Annotated in this window: 22 protein-coding genes and 1 rRNA gene; 14 read left to right on the forward strand and 9 right to left on the reverse strand. The window is 50.7% G+C overall.

Going from position 1 to position 23,601, the window contains the following annotated elements:
- From L3J94_04945 to L3J94_04955, 3 genes are read right to left on the reverse strand one after another with little or no spacing between them, the layout of a single operon-like run.
- Entirely contained in the window at nt 1–1,308 is a 1,308-nt protein-coding gene (locus tag L3J94_04945) for an acetyl-CoA C-acetyltransferase (protein ID MCF6218101.1), read from the reverse strand.
- 11 nt (nt 1,309–1,319) lie between these two features.
- A complete protein-coding gene (locus L3J94_04950) occupies nt 1,320–3,734 on the reverse strand; it encodes an acyl-CoA dehydrogenase (protein MCF6218102.1) in 2,415 nt (804 codons plus the stop codon).
- A 35-nt stretch (nt 3,735–3,769) separates the two neighbouring features.
- Entirely contained in the window at nt 3,770–4,618 is an 849-nt protein-coding gene (locus L3J94_04955) for a hypothetical protein (GenBank protein MCF6218103.1), read from the reverse strand.
- Nucleotides 4,619–4,781: 163 nt separating this feature from the next.
- Here L3J94_04955 and L3J94_04960 point away from each other — a divergent pair, with 163 nt between their 5' ends.
- The 7 genes from L3J94_04960 (at nt 4,782) to L3J94_04990 (ending at nt 11,454) form a co-directional block, all read left to right on the forward strand.
- Entirely contained in the window at nt 4,782–5,696 is a 915-nt protein-coding gene (locus L3J94_04960) for an AEC family transporter (GenBank protein MCF6218104.1), read from the forward strand.
- A gap of 23 nt (nt 5,697–5,719) precedes the next feature.
- Nucleotides 5,720–6,658: a glucosaminidase domain-containing protein gene (locus L3J94_04965; protein ID MCF6218105.1), complete on the forward strand. Its 939-nt coding sequence runs from the start codon at nt 5,720–5,722 to the stop codon at nt 6,656–6,658.
- 140 nt (nt 6,659–6,798) lie between these two features.
- Nucleotides 6,799–7,470 carry a hypothetical protein gene (locus L3J94_04970; protein ID MCF6218106.1) on the forward strand — a complete coding sequence of 224 codons (672 nt, stop codon included), beginning with the start codon at nt 6,799–6,801 and terminating at the stop codon, nt 7,468–7,470.
- Nucleotides 7,471–7,475: 5 nt separating this feature from the next.
- Nucleotides 7,476–8,654: an NAD(P)/FAD-dependent oxidoreductase gene (locus tag L3J94_04975; GenBank protein MCF6218107.1), complete on the forward strand. Its 1,179-nt coding sequence runs from the start codon at nt 7,476–7,478 to the stop codon at nt 8,652–8,654.
- On the forward strand, nt 8,647–9,162 hold the full coding sequence (locus L3J94_04980) for a DUF1439 domain-containing protein (protein ID MCF6218108.1): 516 nt from the start codon (nt 8,647–8,649) through the stop codon (nt 9,160–9,162). The genes L3J94_04975 and L3J94_04980 overlap by 8 nt, the downstream gene beginning before the upstream one ends.
- A gap of 87 nt (nt 9,163–9,249) precedes the next feature.
- Entirely contained in the window at nt 9,250–10,815 is a 1,566-nt protein-coding gene (locus L3J94_04985; GenBank protein MCF6218109.1) for an acyl-CoA ligase (AMP-forming), exosortase A system-associated, read from the forward strand.
- A gap of 60 nt (nt 10,816–10,875) precedes the next feature.
- Nucleotides 10,876–11,454 carry a hypothetical protein gene (locus tag L3J94_04990; protein ID MCF6218110.1) on the forward strand — a complete coding sequence of 193 codons (579 nt, stop codon included), beginning with the start codon at nt 10,876–10,878 and terminating at the stop codon, nt 11,452–11,454.
- A 16-nt stretch (nt 11,455–11,470) separates the two neighbouring features.
- On the opposite strand, the gene L3J94_04995 is transcribed toward L3J94_04990, so the two are convergent.
- Entirely contained in the window at nt 11,471–12,268 is a 798-nt protein-coding gene (locus tag L3J94_04995; GenBank protein ID MCF6218111.1) for an undecaprenyl-diphosphate phosphatase, read from the reverse strand.
- A 469-nt stretch (nt 12,269–12,737) separates the two neighbouring features.
- Nucleotides 12,738–13,934 (reverse strand): SAM-dependent methyltransferase, encoded by a 1,197-nt coding sequence (locus L3J94_05000; GenBank protein ID MCF6218112.1) that lies wholly within the window; start codon nt 13,932–13,934, stop codon nt 12,738–12,740.
- A gap of 62 nt (nt 13,935–13,996) precedes the next feature.
- Here L3J94_05000 and L3J94_05005 point away from each other — a divergent pair, with 62 nt between their 5' ends.
- Nucleotides 13,997–14,755: a pteridine reductase gene (locus L3J94_05005; GenBank protein ID MCF6218113.1), complete on the forward strand. Its 759-nt coding sequence runs from the start codon at nt 13,997–13,999 to the stop codon at nt 14,753–14,755.
- A gap of 97 nt (nt 14,756–14,852) precedes the next feature.
- Nucleotides 14,853–15,524, forward strand: a complete 672-nt coding sequence (locus L3J94_05010; GenBank protein MCF6218114.1) for a TIGR04211 family SH3 domain-containing protein — start codon at nt 14,853–14,855, stop codon at nt 15,522–15,524.
- Here the strand turns inward: L3J94_05010 and folK are convergent.
- The gene (gene folK, locus L3J94_05015; GenBank protein ID MCF6218115.1) at nt 15,521–16,012 is read right to left on the reverse strand and encodes a 2-amino-4-hydroxy-6-hydroxymethyldihydropteridine diphosphokinase; all 492 of its coding nucleotides are present in this window, start codon (nt 16,010–16,012) and stop codon (nt 15,521–15,523) included. The genes L3J94_05010 and folK overlap by 4 nt on opposite strands.
- Nucleotides 16,012–16,368 (reverse strand): dihydroneopterin aldolase, encoded by a 357-nt coding sequence (gene folB, locus L3J94_05020; protein ID MCF6218116.1) that lies wholly within the window; start codon nt 16,366–16,368, stop codon nt 16,012–16,014. The genes folK and folB overlap by 1 nt, the downstream gene beginning before the upstream one ends.
- Before the next feature lie 121 nt (nt 16,369–16,489).
- Here folB and plsY point away from each other — a divergent pair, with 121 nt between their 5' ends.
- From plsY to L3J94_05045, 5 genes are all read left to right on the forward strand, one after another.
- Entirely contained in the window at nt 16,490–17,089 is a 600-nt protein-coding gene (gene plsY / locus L3J94_05025) for a glycerol-3-phosphate 1-O-acyltransferase PlsY (GenBank protein ID MCF6218117.1), read from the forward strand.
- A 39-nt stretch (nt 17,090–17,128) separates the two neighbouring features.
- A complete protein-coding gene (locus tag L3J94_05030) occupies nt 17,129–18,172 on the forward strand; it encodes a tRNA (5-methylaminomethyl-2-thiouridylate)-methyltransferase (protein ID MCF6218118.1) in 1,044 nt (347 codons plus the stop codon).
- Nucleotides 18,169–18,405, forward strand: a complete 237-nt coding sequence (locus tag L3J94_05035; protein MCF6218119.1) for a sulfurtransferase TusA family protein — start codon at nt 18,169–18,171, stop codon at nt 18,403–18,405. The genes L3J94_05030 and L3J94_05035 overlap by 4 nt, the downstream gene beginning before the upstream one ends.
- A gap of 3 nt (nt 18,406–18,408) precedes the next feature.
- Complete coding sequence (locus tag L3J94_05040; protein ID MCF6218120.1) at nt 18,409–19,587, forward strand: cation diffusion facilitator family transporter; 1,179 nt, start codon at nt 18,409–18,411, stop codon at nt 19,585–19,587.
- 280 nt (nt 19,588–19,867) lie between these two features.
- Nucleotides 19,868–21,022 carry an AFG1 family ATPase gene (locus L3J94_05045; GenBank protein MCF6218121.1) on the forward strand — a complete coding sequence of 385 codons (1,155 nt, stop codon included), beginning with the start codon at nt 19,868–19,870 and terminating at the stop codon, nt 21,020–21,022.
- On the opposite strand, the gene L3J94_05050 is transcribed toward L3J94_05045, so the two are convergent.
- Nucleotides 21,023–22,582, reverse strand: coding sequence for an acyl--CoA ligase (locus tag L3J94_05050; GenBank protein ID MCF6218122.1), 1,560 nt, complete (start codon nt 22,580–22,582; stop codon nt 21,023–21,025).
- A gap of 913 nt (nt 22,583–23,495) precedes the next feature.
- A 5S ribosomal RNA gene (rrf, locus tag L3J94_05055) occupies nt 23,496–23,601 on the reverse strand; the annotation flags it as partial.

Raw genomic sequence — 23,601 nt, forward strand, 5'->3', positions numbered from 1 at the left:
TCACTCCACCTCCCGTTCAAGCAACATCGCACCACCTTGCCCACCACCAATACAGAGACTGGCAATACCACGCTTGGCATTATTCCTTTTCAACACATGCAATAGATGCAACACGATACGTGCACCGCTGGCACCCACCGGATGCCCCAGGCTCACGCCACCACCATCCACATTTAGCCGAGTCGCCTCTATTTCACCCAAGGCCGCTGGCAGCCCCAGCAGCTCCTGACAGTAGCGCTCATCCTTTAAAGCCTCGACACAGGCCAGTACCTGAGTGGCAAATGCCTCGTTGATCTCCCAATAGTCCACATCCTTCACAGCAAAATGATGTCGTTGCATGATGGGAGCCATGGCATGGACAGGGCCCAGCCCCATCTCTGAAGGTTCCAATGCGGCCCAGTGGCTATCCATAATTTGCCCCAGCACCGGCAGTTGATACTTCTCCACTGCCTCCGCACTGGCGAGCAGTAACATGGCAGCCCCATCGGTAATCTGAGCACTGTTGGCGGCGGTTACCTTGCCAAAGTGGCGGTCAAACACCGGCTTTAATTTGGCCAGTTTTTCCACACTGCTATCGGCGCGAACACCATCATCGCTGAGGTGAACACCACCTTTATTGTCATAGATCGGCACGACCTCATCCATCCACCCCTGTGTCTGTGCATGGGCGAGGCGATGGTGACTGCGGACTGCATACTCATCCATCTGCCGTCGAGTGATGTTAAAGCGATGGGCAATGATTTCTGCTGTCTGCCCCATACCCAGGCCATTAATCGGATCGGTGAGGCCACACAGCAGACCGACAATCGGTTTAAGGTGACCCGCTCTCAATCTGGAGAGTACTTTGAGCTTGTCCAGTGGCTTTTTAGCACCGTACAGGTCGGCCATCCAGTTAACCATCGTTTCATTTAACAGCAGTGGCGCGTGGCTCATCGCCTCTACCCCACCCGTTAAAATCAATTCAGCACGACCACTGGCAATGTTGCCCGCCGCACTATCCAGCGCCTGCATGCCTGATGCGCAGTTGCGCTGCACGGTCCAGGCGGGGGTGTTGATGCCACAGGACAAACGCAGCGCGACCACCCGGGCGATATTGGCCTCATTCGGGCCGGGCATTACACAGCCCATAATAACCTCATCAATCTCGCTGGGTTTAAACGGCAGTCGCGACAGCAGAGCTCTGCCCGCCTGCACTGCAAGATCAGCCGCGTGGAAGGGGCCCGTTTTACCCTTTGCTTTTAGAAAGGGTGTTCGCGTACCGTCCACCACATAAACGGGGCGTGCCAGGTGTGTTGTGTTGTTTGACATGAGTCCTGCTCCTAGTGTGCCAAATCTTCGTGATTAAAATCATCCACTTGAATCACTTTCCAGCGTGCTTCAGCAGCCTCGTTCACCTTATCAGCCTCATCCTGGGTAATAAACGCCTTTTCCAGCGCTTGTTCGGCCTGTCTCTCTTTACTGCCTCCCTCGATATCGCCGTTTTTCACCAACTTGCCAAGCGTTCGCTCCACTGGCTCAGCCGCAATCACCTTGATTAAAGCGTCATCTAATCGCGCCAATTGTTGATCCTCTTCTTCCGGAAGATAGATACCATTGGTCAAGCGATCACGCGCATCAGAAGGTGCTAAAATCGACTCTGCCACCCGGTGTCCCAGCACGTCACTGGGGGTGCGATAGCGCCGCCCCAACGGAAACACAACCGCTCGCATCAGATAGGCCGCAGGCCGATGCGGAAAATTACGCAAAAATGCATCTAAGCTCTCCTGCATTTGATAGAGCGACGTTTCACACGCCCACTCCATCAGCGATTTATCAGCCCCCTGTCGCCCCTGAGTGTGGTAATGCTTTAATACAGCGGAGGCGAGGTAGAGTTGACTGAGCACATCGGCCAACCGACCTGATAACTTCTCACGACGCTTCAACGAGCCGCCCAGCACCAGCATCGCCACATCGGCCACAAACGCAAAGGCAGCACTCATGCGGGTCAGCTGCTGATAGTAACGTTTATCCGCACCCACAACAGGGCTGGCCGCCAGCTTGCTGCGGGTGAGTGCCAGAAAAAGTGCCCGGGAGGCATTACTGACGGTAAAGCCAATATGCCCAAACAGCGCCTCATCAAAACTTTCCAAGTCATCACTATGGCACGACTGAATCTCTTTAATCACGTAGGGGTGGCAACGAATCGCACCCTGACCAAAGGTGATCATGGTGCGGGTCAGAATATTCGCCCCCTCTACCGTGATCGCAATGGGAATCGACTGGTATGGGCGCGCCAACAAATTTTTCGGCCCCATGCAGATGCCACTACCACCCTGAACATCCATCGCATCATTCAACACTTCTCGCATCCGCTCCGTCATGTTGTATTTGGCAATCGCTGAAATAACGGCCGGTTTCTCACCCAGGTCGACAGCGGTAGCCGTCAACGTGCGTGCCGCCTCCATCATATAGGTATTACCAGCAATGCGGGTGAGCGCCTCTTCGACCCCGTCAAACATCCCGATGGGTGTTTTAAACTGCTGGCGAATGCGCGCATAGGCACCGGTAGCGCGGCACGACAGCTTACCCGCACCCGTTGAGAGTGCGGGCAGTGAAATAGAGCGCCCCGCAGCCAGGCACTCCATCAACATGCGCCACCCCTGCCCAACCATATCAGGCCCGCCGATAACCCACGCCATAGGAATAAACACATCATTACCCTGGTTGGGGCCGTTCATGAACACCATATTCAGTGGCAGATGGCGGCGACCAATAACGACCCCCTCAGTCTCCGTCGGAATCAGTGCGCAGGTTATTCCTCGCGCCACCTCATCACCCAGCAGATGCTCCGGGTCGTAAAGCTTAAATGCCAAGCCCAAAAGAGTCGCCACTGGGCCAAGTGTGATATAGCGTTTATTCCAGTTAAGGCGGATCCCCAGCACCTCCTCACCCTCAAACTCACCCCGACAGACAACCCCTTTGTCGGGCATCGCACCCGCATCACTGCCATTCTCCGGCCCAGTCAGGGCAAAGCAGGGGACCTCTTCACCACTGGCCAAACGTGGCAAATAATGATCACGCTGTGCCTCCGTACCGTAATGGAGCAGCAACTCACCTGGCCCCAAGGAGTTAGGAACCATCACGGTCACTGCCGCCGTAATTGAGCGACTGGCAATTTTACTCACCACTGCTGAGTGCGCCAGTGCTGAAAACTCCAAGCCACCATATGATTTGGGAATGATCATGGCGAAAAAACCATTCTCTTTAATGAACTGCCACACCTCGGGTGGCAGATCTTTCTGTTCGTGGGTAATCGCCCAATCATCCAGCATGGCACAGAGTTGATTGGTCGGGCCGTCAAGAAAGGCCTGCTCCTCTTCGCTGAGGGTGGAGGTGTTAATTTTTAACAGTTTCTCCCAATCGGGCTTACCACTAAACAGATCACCATCCCACCAGACGGTGCCTGCATCCAGCGCCTCCTGTTCAGTTTTACTGAGTGCTGGCAAAACCCGTTTGAAAAAAGTTAATGCCTTGGCACTCACCAGCGTCTGGCGTAACGATGGCACATTGAGTGTTACCAGCACGGCAAGCGTGGCCAGCCACAAAGGCACCAGCAGCCAAGCGCTAGCACCTACCCAGCTGATAAACAGCAACATCCCGAGCACCGCACCACTTGCCGTCTGTAGTGCCAACCGGTGGTAGCTGACGGCCCAGATGGTCGCAATAAAAAGAAATAGCGCTAAAAGTGTGCTCATGGCGTTCGCCTCTCACGGTTCCGTATTGAGTATCGTTATTTTGCTGTTTTTTTAATATTTTCTACTGCCTGGGGCACAAAACAGTCCCCTTTTGCGTTGCAGACCAGGCCGTGATCATCCCAGGGTAACCGGCGGTAAACGGCCAAATTATCAAATCCCATAAAGGGATATTTAACAATTTCAAAATAGGGTGAACAATCAAAATCGCTCGGCTTGTAGAGCCGAGTGTTTCGTTTATAGAGCCGGTAACGGCCATCTTCCTCCTTATGAATAACGGGAAGAATCGGGTAATCCACATCATTAAAAGCAGAAGCGATCATACTGGAGCAGACCGTTTTAGTGGGAATACCCGCATTGTGTTCAAACAGTGTCGAGCGCCAACGCCTAGGTAGAATGCCATAGGGAAAGAGAAACCGTGCCAAATCAAGCATCTGTCTAAAATCATATTCAACACCAAGATGCTGTACCACATGCTTAATCACCGCCTGTATATCGAGGCGCGACAACCCCTTGGGACGGCAAATCCTCAAGTGCTCACCACGATAAGCCTCCAGCGGGGTGACGATAGTACCTCTGCCCAGAATAGGCTCAATCAGAAGCTGGGTATTGGGGTCACCCTCATAGTGGCGCGCAACCAACTCCCGCAACGCGGGATCATCGATATCATGCAGCCGCCCCACATAGATAGCCGAGTGCGTCCAGATACTCTGGGTAATGGTTTTTATCACCTGGCTGACACGGCTGCGCCCCTCCACCAGCAAAACATCACATGGGCGAGCTTCAAAAGCGAGACGATCAAAATCACACAGTGGCACATCGTGAATCTCATACTCATGATTCAACCACCCCGCCAACCATTTGCTAAAGCGTGCTTTCAAGCCCATTCCATACCCACTGCTACCCTCATTACCCGGTGCCTGTTTTCACCATTCAAAAACAGCCACCTCCTCAACTGATAACGGCGAAGCCATTCTTTACTGAAGAGTTTTCATGAGATTAGAGTATGATGAGCCACTCTCTATTTTACCGCCAAAAAGGAAGCGATGAATGTATGAGGTGTTAGCCCAAATGGCCGGGTTGATTGCCTGCGGCATCTTTTGGCGCATAAAACAGCCTATGGGGCTAGCCGCCGATGATGTGCGTATTCGCCTGACCAGTTTGGTTTACAATCTACTGCTTCCGGCGCTGGTGCTGCTGGTACTGTGGCGTGCACCACTCGACTTAGATGTCGTTAAAATTGCCACCGTTGCCGCCGCAGGTGTTTTAGCGGGCCTGCTGTTAGGGGGGGTTATCTATAGATGGATGAAGGTGCCCGGCACCGTTGCCGGAGCGATGATTATTGCCAGCGGCTTTCCCAACGCAACCTACCTTGGTCTGCCGGTACTTGAAACCACCTTGGGAGAGTGGTCACGCAGCGTGGCCATTCAATATGACCTATTTGCCTGCACTCCGCTGTTACTCACTGTCGGAATGCTAATAGGGGCCGCTTATGGCGAAGGGGAAAAAGACCAGCACCCACTACGCGCGGTACTCAAAGTACCGCCACTGTGGGCGGCAATCGCTGCAATAGCACTTAATGCCACAGCGGTGCCCATGCCCGGTGTTATCGAAGGCTGGCTTTCCATGATGGCAGGGGCCGTCATTCCACTGATGTTAATTGCCCTCGGCATGGGGTTGCAGTGGAAAAGCTTTACCCTCGCCAGCTTACCCATTATGGCCCCGGTGGTAGTGATACAGCTACTATTAATACCGATTTTAGTGCTGTGGCTCTCCCAGCAGCTGGGTCTTGAAGGTGAACTGCTCACCGCCGTGGTACTCGAAGCGGCAATGCCCTGCATGGTGCTCGGCCTGGTCATCTGCGATCGTTTTAAACTGGATACACCGCTCTACGCCTCGGTGGTCACACTGACCACCGGACTTTCCATCATCTCACTCCCCATCTGGTTTGAGGTCTTAATTTAACGACTATTGAGCTGTGATAGAACATGAAAAATTCAACCATACTACTTGGGGCTGCCTCATACCTCACACTGGCAATAATACTTTTTGGGCTCTTCTCGACCCAGCCAGCCGCACCACAACAACCCGCTGATAACTTACCGTTAGTTATAGAGACGGACACCCCCAAAAATGTGACAGAGCTCACCACTCTGTTGATATCTCACGGACTTGAGTGGCCATTGATAAAAAAGGAGGTCCCCGCACTACTCATAAAAGCACTGCCACAAGATATGCCGGAGATTTACTCCAGTGAAGAGCGCAAGTCGATTTTTTTACGCACCCTGCTGCCCATTGTATTACTGGAGAATCACCACATTGAAAAGCAGCGGGCGATACTGGAAAAAATGGTTACCCAGCAGAGTGAACTTAACAATGAACAGGTAGAGTGGCTCGAAGAGCGGTTAAACCATTACCGGCTCTCCAATAATGCAGATGGCCCCAATCGGCTAGAGCAATTACTACAGCGCCTCGATCAGCTGCCGCCCTCACTCATGCTGGCACAAGGTGCTATTGAATCCGGCTGGGGAACCTCCCGTTTTGCACTACAGGGCAACAGCCTTTTTGGCCAGTGGTCCTACTCAAAAAATAGTGGTTTAATACCCGAAGCCCGCAACCAAGGCGCCCAACATGTTGTACGCAGCTTCGATAGCCTGCAGGCCTCTGTTCGCGCCTACATGCGCAATTTAAATACCCATTTGGCCTACAAAAAATTACGTGAAATAAGGTCGACCATGCGAACCCGACAACAACCACTCAACTCAATCGATCTTGCGGATGGATTACTGAGCTACTCACAACGAGGCGCAGCCTATGTGGAGGATGTAAAGCTAATCATTCGCAGCAATAAACTAACTCAGTACGACACCATTGAGTTACTACACGTGGCACCTACCGGGGTAAATGTAGTCGCCTCTCGATTTTAGCCACGAAAGATTCCGCCAGGACGTTTGCCACCCGTACAACCAAACTATTGAGCTATTTTTGCGCAAATTAATGAAATATCCTGGGTAGGTGGTAAACTTCCGCACAGTAAAAAGGGAACTCTTTTTTGGGGAGGCGATAGATGAAAGTAATACTCTTAACACTGGCCAGCGCACTCTTACTGACCTCATTTGGCAGCTATGCCAATGAAGTAAAAACACCCGATATTATTGATAGCATCAAGCCGTTCGAAAGCTGTGAACCTGCCTCAATTTACGCACAACAGGCTCTAGAAAAAGCCACCCAACTAATTGATTACCAAGGTGAAGAAATCACTCTCTGCCGCAGCCTCTCAATCCCCACCATTGCCGCCTGGAGCAAGCTGCTGCGGATGGAAAAGCACCCCTATGTCAACTGGAAAAAACGCCCCATTACCGCACCCCACATCAGCTACAACCCACACTATTTTGAACAGCTGCAAACAGCCCAGGGTGATACCATCATCTACGCCGTGCTGGCACAACAAGTTGGACACCACATTAAAGATCACACTAACTTTAAAACGCCGTTGGCCGGACTCTCTCCGGAGCCTGAAAAAACAGCCGCTACCGACTATTACGCCGGCGCTCTATTCGCCCAGCTTAAACTCAGCCAAGCGCAGCTAATACAGGCACAGCAGGCCCTTTTCAGCCTGACTAACCCGCCCACTCCTGCCGTTTTAAAGCAGCGCCAAGAACAGCTACTGGATGGCTGGGTGAAAGGAGGTGGTGAGCCCATTGAGCTGCCGGATATTTCCCCGCAACAACGCTGGTAGGTATGATGAAGCCGTGGGATGTCATTATCATCGGTGCCGGTGCTTCCGGGCTAATGTGCGCCATCGAGGCGGGCAAGCGTGGCCGGCGGGTGCTGTTATTGGAGAAATCAAAAAAATCGGGCAATAAAATCCGCATGTCCGGCGGTGGACGGTGTAACTTTACTAACAATGAGGTATCTGCGGATAACTACCTGAGCGACAACCCCCATTTCTGCAAGTCTGCCCTTTCACGCTTCAGCCAGTGGGATTTCTTAGCCATGGTGCAGCGCTACGAGATCCCCTTTCATGAGCGAGATCATGGCCAGCTGTTTTGCAATGAAAGCGCTAAAGATATTCTGGATATGCTACTGAGCGAGTGCCGCCAGGCTGGGGTTGAGATTCGATTGAACAGCACCATCGAAAAGGTAGCACGTAACTCACAATATTTTTGTATCGAGAGCGACCAGGCATCACTCCTTTGCCAATCCCTGGTCATCGCCAGCGGTGGATTATCGATCCCCGCCATGGGTGCCGGCCCCTTCGGTTATCAAATTGCCGAGCAGTTTGACCTTGCCATAAAACCCACCCGTGCCGGGCTTGTGCCCTTCACATTGCACCCTGAAGAGAAGCAGCGTTTTGCCAGTTTGTCGGGGATCGCTGTCAATAGCGTTGTGACACACACCCTGACCCGCTTTCGTGAAAATATACTCTTTACTCACCGTGGCCTCAGCGGCCCGGTCATCCTGCAAATATCCAACTACTGGCGTGCTGGTGAATCCATAGAGATTGACCTCTTACCGGACGTTGACCTCTTCACACACCTAAAGCAGATGCAGCAACAACACCCACAACAACAGATCAAAACGGCGCTGCAACAGCTACTTCCCAAGCGGCTTATCAACACCTTTATCGATCATAAATTACTTGAACAACCCCTGGCCAACAGCCGCTTTGAGCAGTTTTCAGCCATTGCGGAACAACTCAAGCAGTGGCGTGTCAAACCAGCAGGTACTGAGGGCTATCGTACTGCCGAGGTGACACTGGGCGGGGTGGATACGGGTGCCATCTCCTCCAGAACCCTGGAGGCGAAAAACAGCCCAGGCCTCTACTTCATCGGTGAGGTACTCGATGTTACCGGTGAGCTGGGCGGATACAACTTTCAGTGGGCCTGGGCTTCAGGCTGGTGTGCGGGGCAATATGTTTAAAACCATCACTTTTATACTTACTCTGCTGTTTACTACGCCCCTGCTGGCCGGGTTTGAAATAGAGATCACCCCGCAGCAGATACAACAGGTGGCGGAAAAACAGTTCCCCATCAAAAAGCAGGCGCTATTTGTCCAGATTGAGCTCAGCAACCCCAAAGTCACCCTCACAGGGCAACGCCTCTCTCTGGCGATGCAGGTTGTGGCAGCTTACCCCAATCAGACCATCAGCCAAGGCACCGTCGTCGTTGATGGAAGGCTGGGATATAACGAAAAGAGTGGTGAGTTCCTACTGATTCAACCCAGAGTGCAGACAATCACTGTAGAAGGGCTTGCGTCACAACATAGCAAATGGCTGAAAGATATCATCTCACCACTGGTTGCACAGTCCGTGACAACGGTTGTACTCTACCGGCTGGATGAAAATCAATTTCGTGATCGCATGACCAAAAGCAGCCTTAAAAGCATCACCGTTCGAGAGGGCACTCTGTATGCAGAGATAGCGTGGTGAGTGGAAAGAGAGATAAAAGAGCCCACTCCACACACCCTCATCCCCTTACATATTCATCACATAAATGGATTGCTCGTGAAGACACAGATGCACCACATCATCAGCCACAGCGCCGAATGCTACCCTGCCAATATAGCGGTCAAGCACAAGCAGGTGTCTGTTGATTACCACACCCTTTCAGCTCTCATTACAAAAGCAGCTGCGGGTTATCAACAGCTGGGGTTGGAGAGATCCGAACGGGTCGCAATCTACCTTCCCAAACTCATCGAAACCGTGACCGCCTGTTTTGCTGCAAGCTGTGCCGATGGGGTGATGGTGCCGGTCAATCCAATGCTTAAACCAGAGCAGGTCAAATATATACTGAACGATTGCAATGCCCGAATTCTGGTGACCTCCAGTCAAAAAGCCGCACAACTCAAAACAGTGCTTGACCAGTGCCACGACCTCCACACACTCATTATCGTAGATAAAAACCCATTAAATTTTGCAGCGCCGCCTCACCTTACAATAATTGACTGGAACGCCTTTACAAACCTTAGCCACAGCACGCCGCATAACCAGAATATCGACAGTGATATGGCGGCCATCCTCTATACCTCGGGAAGTACCGGCAAACCAAAGGGAGTGGTACTCTCCCATCGCAACATTATTGCGGGTGCAGAGAGTGTCGCCAGCTATCTGGGCAACCGCCAGAGCGATAAAATTTTGGCGCTACTACCCTTCAGCTTTGACTATGGGTTCAGCCAATTAACCAGCGCTTTTGTCAGCGGTGCCCGAGCCCACCTTCTCGACTACCTACTGCCTCGAGAAGTGCTCAACCTCATTACTCAAGAACAGATTACCGGACTGGCCGCCGTTCCAACACTGTGGAACCAGTTGACACAATTAAAGTGGCACCAGGAGATCAAACAGTGCCTGCGCTACATCACCAACTCCGGCGGTACCATGCCGGCGGCCACCCTGCAAAAACTGCGCGAGCAGCTACCCGAAACCGACATCGTTTTGATGTACGGCCTGACCGAAGCTTTTCGTTCAACCTATCTGCCACCCGATCAGCTTGATAAAAAGCCCGGCTCAATCGGCCAAGCGATCCCGAATGCAGAGGTGATGGTACTTAGGGAGGATGGTAGCCCCTGCGCTGCCGGTGAACCCGGGGAGCTGGTGCACCGGGGCGCTCTAGTTGCACTCGGTTATTGGAACAACCCGCAGAAGACAGCCAGACGTTTTAGGCCTATTCCCTCTCATCAACCGGGCTATCGGCCTGAAACAGCGGTTTGGTCAGGAGATAAAGTCTATCGCGATGAGGAGGGTTATCTCTATTTTATCGGGCGTGAAGATGAGATGATAAAAACCTCAGGGTATCGTGTCAGCCCAACCGAGGTGGAGGAAGTACTCTATGAGAGCACGCTGGTCGAGCAGGGCGTTGTTTTTGGTGTCTCGCATCCGCTACTAGGGGAAGCAGTTCTTGCCGTTGTCACACTACATGAAGAGAGCGAACCTAGGTTGTTGGAAAGATACTGTAAACAACACCTACCCACCTTCATGCAGCCAAAAATAATTATTAAAACAACACCGCTGCCACACAATCCTAATAGTAAAATTGATCGTGCAGGAATTTCCAGGGAGTATCAGGATTACTATCTGGCCGAGTAAAAAATAGGCATAACCCGCCAATCACATGATTTAATACGACAAACAGCTAAGGGCTCGATAATGAAGTTAATACTAAAACGGATCGCTGAAGTCATCAGTTTTTTGTTACTTATTCCCATTTTGGCTTTGGTTATAATGGAGAGAAGGTTGCTACCCCAATCACACACTATTTATACCCTTTTCGCACAATGCATGGCCACTATTCCCGGCATTATCGGTGACTATCTGCGACGTGTTTTTTACCGGTTTGCCATCAAAGAGTGTGGTAGCGACTTCACCATCAGCTTCGGCTCATTCTTTTCGCACCGTGATGCCTCTGTGGGTGACCGGGTATACATTGGCGCAGGCTGTATCGTGGGAAAAGTGGCGATACACAATGATGTTTTGATTGCCAGCAAGGTCAGTATTCCCAGTGGTCGCCACCAGCACCCGATGAACTCGTCACAAGGTGGCGGTGCATCCAGAGAGGTCTGCTATGAGCAACTGACGATTGGTCAGGGCGCGTGGATTGGCGAAGGCGCCATGGTACTGGCCAGTATCGGCGAGAGGTCGGTAGTCGGCTCAGGCAGCGTGCTGGTAAAGCCCATTAGTGCCAACGTGACGGTTGCTGGAAACCCTGCCAAAGAGATTTCAAAGTAAATCTGCTTACAAAAAATTAGCTAAACATCCACAACAGTATTACGCCCAACACCAGCCGGTAAATAACAAACGGCAGCATCCCCACGCGCTCCACCAGTTGCAGAAAAAAGTGGATACAAAGATAAGCGGTTAATGCCGAGAAGAGCACACCCAGGGCAATGGCGTTCCAATCCACTGGCAGCGCACTCTCCAGCAGCTCTTTTCCCTTCAACCCCCCGGCGGCCATAATTAACGGAATTGAGAGCAGAAAAGAGAAGCGCGCCGAGGCGACCCGCGTCATACCCAACATTAAGCCCGCCGTCATGGTAATTCCAGAGCGTGAAGTGCCAGGAATCAGCGCCAGTGCTTGAGCAAAGCCGATAAACACAACCCCACCCCAGCTCAGCTCATATTCAGTTTTACGCCCTTTAGCAAAATGGTCAGCCGCCCACAGCAGCAGGCCAAAGCCGATGGTGGCCCAGGCGATAATAATCGGCGAGCGCAGATAGAGCTCGATTAAATCATTGAGAAAAAAGCCGATTAACCCTGCGGGAATGGTACCCACCGCCACCGCCCAGGCAAGGCGGCTATCGCCTACGGTCTTACGCTTTGCCACCGAGAGTGTCCAGTCGCGGATCAGCACCCGCAGCTCCTGACGAAAGTAGACGATCACCGCACATAATGCCCCCACATGCACTGCCACATCGAAAGCCAGCCCCTGGTCTGGCCAGTCGAAAATAGTGGGCAATAAAATAAGGTGTGCAGAGCTGGAGATGGGCAAAAACTCCGTCACACCTTGAATCACCGCCAACCAAAACGCCTGTAATAAGTCCATAACCTAAACCCTAATATCTTAAATTTTTGTAACGACTCAGCATATCCACCAAGCGAGCCACTGACCTCGTATATCAACCCTCTTATATTACCTGCGAGCTATGCCTTGATGCGAAATGCCACAGAATCGCTGGCTAGGCAATAGTAAGATGATTGATGCACTAGGAGGCTGTCGGGCTTAGGTGATTGTAGCGAGGGAAAGCCATTTTGAGTCCATTTTTTTGATCGTTTGAGGCGAATATTGAGCATATTCAACGAAAATGATCGGAGAAATGGGCCTGAATGGCTTTTCCGCAGTAGATTCACCCTAAGCCCGACAGCCTCCTGATATGTATTAACTCGCAACTCATTATTCCAGAAGTCTTTTTTTCTGGAATAATGACTGTCTAATACCATCGGACTTTATGTATTTACTCGCCAACAATCCATATTATGGATAATTAAGCTGGTGGCGAGTTAATACATAAAGTCTAGAGCCGGCTCCGCTGGTCATTCATCATAAACCCTTGCAGCGGCAACCCTAACCCCTTTTGCAGGGCAATCACCTTAAACAGCTCTCCCATCTCATTTGGCATCGTCAGTTTTTTCACCTGCTGAGCAATCAACATCTGCTGCTTTATATCGTCCGGGTCATTATCCGCCAACCTCTCGGTGAGACCCAGCGACATCAAAAAGTAAGCTTGGGAGGTGAAACCACTCACATCAAAGCTGGCACGGCACGCCTCTTCAGCAACCTGAGTAAAATCAACATGGGCAGTAATATCCTGCAAGCCGAGCAGAATCAGTGGATCAGCATGGCTGCGATGCCGGTAGTGGCACATCAAGCTGCCACCACTGCGTTGTGGATGGTAAAACTCATGTTGCGGATAGCCGTAATCGATCAAAAACACAGCAGCCTTTCCCAGTGAACCGGCCATCGACTGCAACCATGGCCCCACCGCGGCGTTATACTCCGAACGGTAACCATCAGGTCGCTGTTTCGCCAGCTCGACCAAAGTCGCCGCACTCGCAAGAGACTCGCCAACCTCATCTAAAGCGTAAGTAAGCCCTTGCTCACCCAGCATCACGTTAACCTCTTGAAGCACCCCTTCTTGTACCTCAAACAGGTTTATCGGCATCGCATCCAACACCTCATTGGCAAAGACCACGCCGTTAATCGGCACCTCGGGCAGCGCATCCAGCCAGACCACCCGCTCTAACAGCTGCGGCGCATCTTCACGCAGCCGCTGGTGTTGGCGCTGACGCAAATCCGCGCTCAACTCCATAATATAATAGTGGTCTGGCAGGCAATCGATTCGTGCCAGCTCACGCAGAATTTCTAATGCCATCACACCACTGCCGGCACCATACTCAAGAATATCGCCACCGCCCAGCGCCCGCAAAACCTGTGCCGCCTGATGAGCCAAGCAGTGTGAAAAGAGGGGTGAAATTTCTGGAGCCGTCACGAAGTCACCCGCTTCACCAAACTTTTGTGCCCCCGCAGCATAATAACCGAGACCCGGCGCATACAGTGCTAGCGCCATGAAACGGGCAAAGCTTATACTACCGCCTTCGGCTTCAATTTCATCGGCAATCACTTCGAACAGTGCTCGACTATGGGCCTGGGCAAAGGCATCGGGGACGGGTAGTTGGCTGCACTGTGCTGCCACTTCACGAAGTTGTTTCATTCCGTTCATTCGCTCTGAAAACGCGTTAAGATTAAAATTAAATGAGAAACAGGGGGCTAACGATGGCGAAGGATACCACACCGCAGGCGGTGCGTAAGGTTGCAATTATCACGGGCGCCGCCCACCGAATAGGTGCCTCGATCACAAAAAACCTTCATCAATCAGGCATGAATGTGGTGCTGCACTATCGCCACTCCCACGAGGAGGCTCAATGCCTCTGCCATGACCTCAATGCCATGCGACCTCACTCAGCGATCACATTGCAAGCTGATCTGCACCATGCGGAAAGCTGGCAGCCACTCATCGAAAAGTCGCAACAACAGTGGGGGCGATTGGATCTACTGGTCAACAACGCCTCCAGCTTTTACCCGACTAAAGTCGCCAATGTTACCGAAGCGATCTGGGATGAGTTGGTGAGTTCAAACCTCAAAACACCCTTTTTCCTCTCACAGGCTGCGGCACCCCATCTTAAAAAGCATCAGGGATCCATTGTGAATATTGTCGATATCCACGCCGAGCGCCCACTCAAAAACCACCCAGTCTACTCAATTGCTAAAGCAGGGCTGGTGATGATGACAAAATCCCTCGCTTGTGAACTAGGCCCGGAAATTCGCGTCAATGGCGTGGCTCCTGGTGCTATTCTATGGCCGGATCACAACATGGATGATGAGACTCGGCAGCGCATCATTTCACGCACCTTTCTCCAGCGTCAGGGAGAGGCCAATAATATTGCAGAGGCTGTGCTATTTTTAGCTCGCAACGCCCCCTACACTACGGGTCACATACTCACCGTAGATGGTGGCCGCTCCTTAAACAGTTAGCCTGATCACCCCAAGAGCTAGCAAGCGTTGGGGCAATAGTGGCATAATCAAAACCATATTTTGTTACCTAATTTAAGAATAAAGGTAAAAACGCCCCATGAAACAGCTTATTTTTACCCTGTTGCTGCTATTTTTCACTACCGGAACCGTTGCCGCCGAGGTGGTTAAATATGTTAATGATTACCTGCTGATCACACTACGCAGCGGCCCCGGCTCGCAGTTTAAAATCGAAAAAAACCTAGGATCAGGCACTCAGCTTACGATTTTGCAACAGAGTGAGGATGGTAAATTTAGCTTGGTACGCACCGACAAAGGTGTAGAGGGTTGGGTGCTCAATCAATATCTGGTGAGCAAACCGGTCGCACGACAGCTGCTTGGTCAGGTACAGCGTGAGCTGGCCACGCTCAAAGAGCAGTATCAAACGCTGCAACAGCGCCACGCTGAAGTCAGCGATAAGAAAGAGAGTATAACGAAAGAGCGCGCTGTACTGAGTGAGCAGCTTGAAACAGCGCACCAAAAACTAGAGACCCTAGAAAAGGTTGCCGCCCGGCCACTTCAGCTGGAGAGTGAAAACAGCCGACTGACCAATGAGGCGGTAGAGCTGAGAAACCGTCTGCGTATTACCGAAGAGAAAAACCGTGCACTGGAAGATAGTGAAGCGCGCCAATGGTTTGCGGTGGGTGCCGTAGTGCTGTTTCTTGGCATCATCCTCGGCCTGATTATACCTCGTCTAAAGCCGCGTCGCAGCGACTCTTGGGGCGGCATTTAACCCCAATCGAAGGGTACCCGCCACAAGGTGTGTGCGGGCACTTCAAATTGAGTCCAGAGCTGCTGATAACGCTCTCCACAAAGGGGGTGGCACTGCTCAGGTACCAACTCTGCCAATGGCTGTAACACGTGAGCGTACTTAGCAATCTCTGCCCGGGGAATATCCAGCCCCTGTGCGCGATAATCCTCTTGACCAAACAGCAAAATATCCAGATCTAAAGTGCGTGAACTAAATTTGGTACTGCTGCGTACCCGACCATAGCGGGTCTCGATCTCTCGCAACGTCGTGGCAACCGACGCAACCGACTGATCACTCTCAAAGCTCAATACCAAGTTATAAAAATCATCCCCTTCAAAGCCAACGGCTCGGCTTTGGTAGACCGAAGAGAGGCTAAGCTCACCATAAGCCACGCGCAGCGCATCAACGCCCCGATGGATGTTCTTCTCACGCTCAATATTGGAGCCAACACTGATAAAAACCGTGGTCATCACCCCTTGGTTCCGCGCTCAATCAGTACCCCCACATCGTTCGCCCCCCGCAGCGCGCCCCTCTTATTCAACCGCAAACGCACCCAAGGCACCTTAAATTCAACCATAATAATTTCACAAATACGCTCAGCCAGCGTCTCAACCAACTGAAAATCACTGCTACTCACAAACTCAATCAAGCGTTTTGAGACTGCCTTGTAATCCAAAGTATCTCTCAACTCATCACTGGCGGCTGCTTTACGAATATCCGTTGCCATATCAACATCAAAGCTGATGGTCTGAGTAATCTGGCGCTCCCAATCAAAAACCCCAATTACCGTGTCGATTTTAAGGTCACGAATATAGATAATGTCCATTGGCACCTGCTTTTGTGTTGTTAAGAACACCCAGTATGACAACACGGGGTGGTATTAATAATTCGGTTTATCCCCCATAATACCCACCTTTACAACAGACAACTAGCAAAGTTCACCTACTATGGATTACCTGTTAATTCTGATCGCCTACCTATTCGGCTCTCTAAACTCCGCCATTATTCTATGCAAGGCGCTGTCTCTATCTGATCCTCGCAAACAGGGATCTGGTAACCCCGGCGCCACCAATGTGCTGCGTTTTGGTGGAAAAAAACTCGCGGCAACTGTACTCTTTTTCGATATTCTAAAAGGGGTCATCCCGGTGCTGATTGCACTCATCATCGGTATGGATCACGCCGTAGTCGCGGTGGTCGCTTTCGCCGCTTTTATTGGCCACCTCTACCCGTTATTCTTCAAATTCAAAGGGGGCAAAGGGGTCGCAACCGCTTTTGGTGTACTGGTCGCCATGAACTGGATGGTAGGCCTCTCCATTCTGGCCACTTGGCTGATCATGGCATTCACCTTCCGGCTCTCATCCCTCTCTGCGCTCACCGCATCAGTATTGGCCCCGCTCTATGCCTGGCTCTTTATCGGCGACCACATCACCACCGTAATCACCGTCATCATGTCCGCACTGCTGTTATGGCGACATCGCAGCAATATTCGCAACCTTCTGGCCGGTAAAGAACCTAAAATTGGCAGCAAGAAAAAACAGGCCATTTAGGCTAAACTAATAACCCTCGAAAAGATCACACACTATCCCATGACAAAACAACGTAAAGCGGTCGCACTCATCTCTGGCGGCCTCGACTCGCTTCTCGCCGCTAAAGTGATGCTGGAACAAGGCATCCATGTGGAGGGAATCAATTTTTATACCGGCTTTTGTGTCGAAGGGCATACCCACGCCATCCGCAAAAAAGATAAAGCAAAACCCAAACGCAACAACGCATTGTGGTCAGCTGAACAACTGGGGATAAAACTACATATTATCGATGTCATTGATGAGTACAAAGAGGTGCTGATCAACCCAAAGCATGGCTATGGCGCCAACATGAACCCCTGCCTAGACTGCAAATGTTTTATGGTCAGCAAAGCACGGGAGTGGGCAAAAGAGAACAATTTTGACTTCATCATCACCGGTGAAGTGGTCGGCCAACGCCCCATGTCACAACGCCGTGACACCATGAACATAGTCAGTCGAGAGTCAGGCGCTGCCGATATACTGGTGCGCCCACTCTGCGCAAAAAATCTACCCGAAACCTTGCCGGAGCGAGAAGGGTGGATCTCACGCGATGGCATGTATGACTTTAATGGCCGCAGCCGTAAACCACAGATAGCACTGGCCAGCCAGTTTGGCTTTAAAGATTACGCCCAGCCCGCTGGAGGGTGCTGCTTCCTCACCGATGAGTCCTACTCCAAAAAGCTGGTCGACCTTTGGGATGCCCGTAACAGCCGCGAATATGAGATGGATGACATCATGCTGCTTAAAGTGGGCCGCCACATTCGCCCCAAACCCCACTTCAAGCTTATTATTGGCCGTGAAGATGGCGAAAACCGCTTTATGGATGGCTACCGAAAACAGTTCGACCACTTCACCACCGTCAGCTGCCCTGGGCCGCTGGTACTCATTGATGGTGAGATGCAAGCTGATGATATAGAGCTTGCTGCCCGCCTGGTGGCGCGTTTCAGTAAAGATAAAAACAGCGATGCTGTCACGGTCTGCCTACAGCTACGTGACGGAACAGAAAGACCACTGACCGTAACACCGCTGCGCGATGAAGAGATTCCCGAGGCATGGTACATATGAGCCAACACACACTTGACGCACGCCGTCTGCTCTGCCCGCTGCCGGTCATTCGCACCCAAAATGCCGCCAAAAAACTCAACCCAGGCGACACACTATCTATCACCTGCACTGACCCCGGCGCGGAATCAGATATTCCAACCTGGAGTCGCATCAATGGCCACAAAGTCATTGACATAAAGCAGGATGATGAAGCAAACGAATTGACCATCACCATCGAAATAGGCAAAGCGTAATTCATGGGGCAGAGCAACCAGTCTAATAAATCCTCCAGCCAACATGACCTGCGTTACCGGGAGATTCGAAAAGTCACCCTCATCGGATCGGCGATTGACCTACTGCTGGCCATTTTAAAGCTATTATTTGGTTGGCTGGGTCAATCCCAGGCACTCATTGCGGATGGCATTCACTCCCTATCAGACCTTATGACCGACGTCATGGTTATCTACGCCGCCAAACATGCCAGCAAAGAGGCAGACCAAGGCCACCCATACGGCCACGGCCGCTTTGAAACCATCGCCACCATCATCCTTGGTGGCACCCTTATATTAGTCGCTATCGGTATCGCCTGGGATGCCACCCTGCGGTTATTTGAACCCACATCACTACTGACACCCGGCTGGCTTGCACTCTCCATTGCTGCCCTCTCGGTAATCCTTAAAGAGGCGATCTATCAATATACCGCACACGCCGCTAAACGACTGCGCTCGCGGATGCTTCATGCCAACGCCTGGCACAGTCGCACCGATGCCATCTCTTCTGTTTTTGTCATCATCGGCATCAGCGGCGCCATGCTCGGCCTCAACTACCTCGATGCCATTGCTGCCATTGCGGTTGCCATTATGATTGCCAAGGTAGGCGCCGATCTAGTTTGGCAAAGCACCCAGGAACTCACCGATGCCGCACTGGACCAAGAGCAGGTAAAAGCAATTGAAAAATGCATTACCAACATCAGCAGCGTTTGCAGCCTGCACATGCTCAGAACACGCCGTATGGGTGGCGATGCACTGGTCGATGTACATATTCAGGTAGAACCCCACCTCACTGTTTCAGAGGGGCACCAGATCAGCGAAGTGGTTCGCACCACCCTTATCAGCCAGTTTGATGAGATCAATGATGTGATGGTTCACATAGACCCTGAAGATGATGAACACACACGCCCGAACACAACATTACCCCTGCGAGATGAGGTTGAAAAAATACTGCGAAAAGCCTGGGAAAACGAGCCGGAAGCCACACATATAAAACGCATTTTACTGCACTATATTAATGGCGAAATAGTGATTGAAGTCACCCTACCATTAAAAATATTGGCAAATATCCAAGATGGCACCACAGTAAATCAACGCTTTTCAAAAATTACCGCCCAAGTAAACTACATTGCCCGCGTTGATATCTACTACCAAGACGCACCGTAAAAGTAGCATCCTTTTCCTGACCCAACGCAGCCATTGGCCTATTTGGCAGGAAGGAAGCCGAACCAGAGGCAATGACAGAACCGGGACAGCACCGTGCAGCTGTGTGTGAAGTGGAAAGTACAACTTAAACTCGGGTGGTTTTTGTCTTGACTATGGGGTCCACTTTACACATCATCTCGCGTTTCTATCTGGGGATTAGGGAAATTACGGTTGATTGTTATTTCTATGAATGTTGTCATGGAGGATCACTACAAGGGGCTTAGTTAGCCGTCCCTCGGCAATGAGACGACATTTCAAAAATATTAGCGAAGTAGTTTTTCTGCCTATCGCGGCTTCGCTCAACAATGGGTATATTGTGTCGCCACTACAGCACTACCTGCAAGCGTGCCAGAAAAAAGGGCTGCATACCGATGCGATTCAGCAACAAGCGGTTGTTCGCTTGGATGACCTCTACCAGCGCCTGCTCGCGCCGCACGAGCCTTCTCTGCTACAACGTTTACTGGGCCGGCCACTGAACCCCATAGTCGGGATTTATCTGTGGGGTGGTGTTGGCCGGGGCAAGACCTTTGTTACCGATCTTTTTTATAATTGCCTGCCATTTAATGACAAGCGGCGCGTCCATTTCCACCGCTTTATGCAACAGGTACATGCAGAGCTCCAAGGGTTGCCCAAAACCCCTGACCCCCTAAAAATTGTTGCCAAAAACCTTGCCAAACAGTTTCGCCTACTGGTACTGGATGAATTCCATGTTTCAGATATTGCCGATGCCATGCTGCTGGCCGGCCTGCTACAGGCTCTGTTCGAAAATGGTGTAACGCTGGTAACCACCTCGAACATCCCCCTTTCAAAGCTCTATCAAAATGGCTTGCAACGGGAGCGGTTCCTACCTGCCATCACCCTGTTACAACAACACACGGAATCTATTGAGATGAACGGCACATCTGACTACCGCCTTAACCTTCTGGAAAAAGATGGAACCTATCACTGCCCAATAGAAGAGAGCACTGAAGCATTATTGAAACAACAATTCAACACACTGATTAGCGGAACAGCCACGCAACGGCCACTGCAGATTAATGGTCGAGAGATAATTACTCATAAGATAGCGGGCGGAGTGGCCTGGTTTCGCTTCCCGCAGATATGCCAAACACCTCGCTCAGCGAGTGATTACCTAGAGGTTGCACGTTGTTTTCATACGGTGATCATTAGTGATATTCCGCGTATTCACGTGGAAAATGATGGTGTTGCCAAGCGCTTCATTGACCTTATCGATGCGCTGTATGATCATCGCGTCAAGCTGCTAGTCAGTGCTGACCAAGAGCCCGAGAGCCTCTATCTGGGCGAGCGGCTCGCCTTCCCTTTTCAGCGCACAATTAGCCGGCTACATGAAATGCGCAGCCAGCGCTATTTAGCCGAACCTCACTCTGTGGAGTAGTCAGCTACTCTGCTGAGACGCTGCGAGCAACTGCTCCTTCAATACCTTTTTACGTATTTTGCCACTCGCCGTTTTGGGTAGTTCGTCTACAAAAATGACCTCTTTAGGCAGCTTATAGGGTGGCAATTTTTCACGGCAATAACGCTTAACCTCTCGATCAGAGCAGCCCCCCTGATCTGCCAAAACAATGCATGCGAGTATACTCTCTCCCAAAATAGAATCTGGCATCCCAATGACCGCAACCTCATGCACACCCGGTAACTCATGAATAACCTCTTCAATCTCCTTGGGACCAATGCGATGGGCACCACTTTTAATCATGTCACTTTTGCGGCTAACAATATAAAGAAAACCCTCCTCGTCTATTTTCGCCAAGTCTCCGGTCCATAAGAGGCCATCGCGCAGCACAACGGATGTTTTATCAGGATTATTCCAATACCCACTCATAATGTTTTTTCCTGCCGCGACAATCTCGCCCACCTCACCGACTGCCACCGGTGTTCCATCATCTTTCAACACCTTTAGTTCAACACCGGGGATCGCCTTGCCAATAGAACCGGCTTTGCGAAAGAAGTCTGCGGGATCAAGGTAAGAGAGCCGTGCAGATGCTTCTGTCTGACCGTACATAATATAGACATCCGTATTCGGCAAAATACTCTTCACCTCTTTGGCCAGAGCCGGCGCCATTGCACCTCCAGCCTGGCAAATATAACGAAGGGATGGAAATTCATACTGCCTTATTGCTGAACGGTTGATGAAAATAGCAAAGGTTGATGGCACACCAGAAAAGCCCGTCACTTGCTCCTCTTTCATCATTTTCAAAATTACATTTGGGTAGATAAAGCTTTGATTAACCACCAGAGAACCACCCACACAAAAATGAGTCAGTAGTAGAGAGTTACCATAGGAGTAAAAAAATGGCAGCACTGCCATCGCCTTATCACGTTCGGTCAACTGCAGATACTCAACAATTGACCGGGTATTTTCCACTAAATTAGCGTGGCTCAGCATCACCCCGTTAGGGTCACCAGTCGTACCAGACGTGTAAATAATTTGAGCTAAATCAGATGGTTGGATCGATATATCTAATACAACAGGATTTTCATTATTCTCTGACAACTCCTCAAAGCTATCGCACTGAATCGACAGCTCTCCCAACACCTCTTTATCGTGGCAACTTAATAGCAAGCCTTTCAAGGTGGTGGTGCCCTTTAACAGTGGCTTAAAATACTTAATAAAAGGCACGTCAGATAATACACATGATGCACCGCAATTTTTCACTTGATAGGCGACAGCATCAACAGACGTTTGGCTATTCATCGCAACAACAACACCACCGGCTATCAATACACCAAAATAGTAAGTAATGTAGTTAACGGGCTTATCTTCCAGGATAATTACCCTGTCACCCAAAACCACGCCCTTGCGATACAGCCAGCTCGCAACAATTAAAGCATCCCTCAACAACTCGGCATACGTTACCCGTCGGCCGGTTTCGATCACGGCCTCTTTTTCAGGGAAACTAGCCACAGACTGGATCAAAAAGTCATGAATGAGCATAAAGCACCTTTATATCTATCCCAAGTAATTCCTAAATTGCACACAATTTCACTTACCTATTGATTACACAGGAAATATCCGAGCTATGTTTTCAAAGAAATTACCTCACCGTAAAGCAACACAACCAGTATGTATATGTAATTCGCCTGAAAGACAGGATAATCGGGCTTAAAAGCCTACAGAAGATTCTATACTCCATCGCCTTTCGAGCATAGAAGGCCCACACGCCAATAGGCAGAAGAAAGGAGGTGCGCTATTTTTTCAGCAGTCTCAACACAAACAACCCCAGTAAAATCGAGCACGCGGTTTGGTGCACTAGGCCATTGAGAACAACTTACACTGGGTACTCGATGTTGCTTTTGATGTAGACAGCAACGGAACACGCAAAGGCGATAGTGCATCGTCCTTGACCGTTTCATAACCCATAGACTTCACTCTACCTCTGCTTGATACCATCACAAGAGTATCGAGCAGGCATAAAAAAAGGCGACCATGCGGTCACCTTTAGTACAACTACCACTCCAAACCGGACATCCTGTCCGTAGCACCTCCTAGTGCAACGTTCATCCCTCTGTATATCCTTATGGTTCTTCCTTGAAAACTCCCTTGTATCGCCTCTTCCGACATTAAACATAACAAGGTTGCGGCCAAATACAATGGCGCTTTATCGGCTGTAAGCACACCGAAAACACCACATAAAAAATATTATTAAAATAAATGGCAACAGAATGAAGAGGTCACGTTGAAATTGAGAGCATAAAAACCGCTGTATTCAGCAACAACGACAGCACTAACTGACATGAAAATCAGAATATTCCTACAAATAAAAGTAAAAAGGCCGGCACGCTTTGCCTGCCGAACAGGCAAAAAAAAGACCCCATCCAGCGATTGGATGGGGTCTCTTAAATTAAAAGCCTGACAGTGACCTACTTTCACATGGGAGCCCCCACACTATCATCGGCGCTAAGTCGTTTCACTTCTGAGTTCGGGATGGGATCAGGTGGTTCCAACTCGCTATG

It is taken from the genome of Gammaproteobacteria bacterium (assembly GCA_021647245.1).
Lineage (GTDB): Bacteria > Pseudomonadota > Gammaproteobacteria > RBG-16-57-12 > RBG-16-57-12 > JAFLJP01.

What these genes read in the sequence shown, in the direction of transcription:
- L3J94_04945 (MCF6218101.1), bottom strand. Translation starts at nt 1,308, where the DNA reads ATGTCAAACAACACAACACACCTGGCACGCCCCGTTTATGTGGTGGAC.
- L3J94_04950 (MCF6218102.1), bottom strand. Translation starts at nt 3,734, where the DNA reads ATGAGCACACTTTTAGCGCTATTTCTTTTTATTGCGACCATCTGGGCC.
- L3J94_04955 (MCF6218103.1), bottom strand. Translation starts at nt 4,618, where the DNA reads ATGGGCTTGAAAGCACGCTTTAGCAAATGGTTGGCGGGGTGGTTGAAT.
- L3J94_04960 (MCF6218104.1), top strand. Translation starts at nt 4,782, where the DNA reads ATGTATGAGGTGTTAGCCCAAATGGCCGGGTTGATTGCCTGCGGCATC.
- L3J94_04965 (MCF6218105.1), top strand. Translation starts at nt 5,720, where the DNA reads ATGAAAAATTCAACCATACTACTTGGGGCTGCCTCATACCTCACACTG.
- L3J94_04970 (MCF6218106.1), top strand. Translation starts at nt 6,799, where the DNA reads ATGAAAGTAATACTCTTAACACTGGCCAGCGCACTCTTACTGACCTCA.
- L3J94_04975 (MCF6218107.1), top strand. Translation starts at nt 7,476, where the DNA reads ATGAAGCCGTGGGATGTCATTATCATCGGTGCCGGTGCTTCCGGGCTA.
- L3J94_04980 (MCF6218108.1), top strand. Translation starts at nt 8,647, where the DNA reads ATGTTTAAAACCATCACTTTTATACTTACTCTGCTGTTTACTACGCCC.
- L3J94_04985 (MCF6218109.1), top strand. Translation starts at nt 9,250, where the DNA reads ATGCACCACATCATCAGCCACAGCGCCGAATGCTACCCTGCCAATATA.
- L3J94_04990 (MCF6218110.1), top strand. Translation starts at nt 10,876, where the DNA reads ATGAAGTTAATACTAAAACGGATCGCTGAAGTCATCAGTTTTTTGTTA.
- L3J94_04995 (MCF6218111.1), bottom strand. Translation starts at nt 12,268, where the DNA reads ATGGACTTATTACAGGCGTTTTGGTTGGCGGTGATTCAAGGTGTGACG.
- L3J94_05000 (MCF6218112.1), bottom strand. Translation starts at nt 13,934, where the DNA reads ATGAAACAACTTCGTGAAGTGGCAGCACAGTGCAGCCAACTACCCGTC.
- L3J94_05005 (MCF6218113.1), top strand. Translation starts at nt 13,997, where the DNA reads ATGGCGAAGGATACCACACCGCAGGCGGTGCGTAAGGTTGCAATTATC.
- L3J94_05010 (MCF6218114.1), top strand. Translation starts at nt 14,853, where the DNA reads ATGAAACAGCTTATTTTTACCCTGTTGCTGCTATTTTTCACTACCGGA.
- folK (MCF6218115.1), bottom strand. Translation starts at nt 16,012, where the DNA reads ATGACCACGGTTTTTATCAGTGTTGGCTCCAATATTGAGCGTGAGAAG.
- folB (MCF6218116.1), bottom strand. Translation starts at nt 16,368, where the DNA reads ATGGACATTATCTATATTCGTGACCTTAAAATCGACACGGTAATTGGG.
- plsY (MCF6218117.1), top strand. Translation starts at nt 16,490, where the DNA reads ATGGATTACCTGTTAATTCTGATCGCCTACCTATTCGGCTCTCTAAAC.
- L3J94_05030 (MCF6218118.1), top strand. Translation starts at nt 17,129, where the DNA reads ATGACAAAACAACGTAAAGCGGTCGCACTCATCTCTGGCGGCCTCGAC.
- L3J94_05035 (MCF6218119.1), top strand. Translation starts at nt 18,169, where the DNA reads ATGAGCCAACACACACTTGACGCACGCCGTCTGCTCTGCCCGCTGCCG.
- L3J94_05040 (MCF6218120.1), top strand. Translation starts at nt 18,409, where the DNA reads ATGGGGCAGAGCAACCAGTCTAATAAATCCTCCAGCCAACATGACCTG.
- L3J94_05045 (MCF6218121.1), top strand. Translation starts at nt 19,868, where the DNA reads ATGAGACGACATTTCAAAAATATTAGCGAAGTAGTTTTTCTGCCTATC.
- L3J94_05050 (MCF6218122.1), bottom strand. Translation starts at nt 22,582, where the DNA reads ATGCTCATTCATGACTTTTTGATCCAGTCTGTGGCTAGTTTCCCTGAA.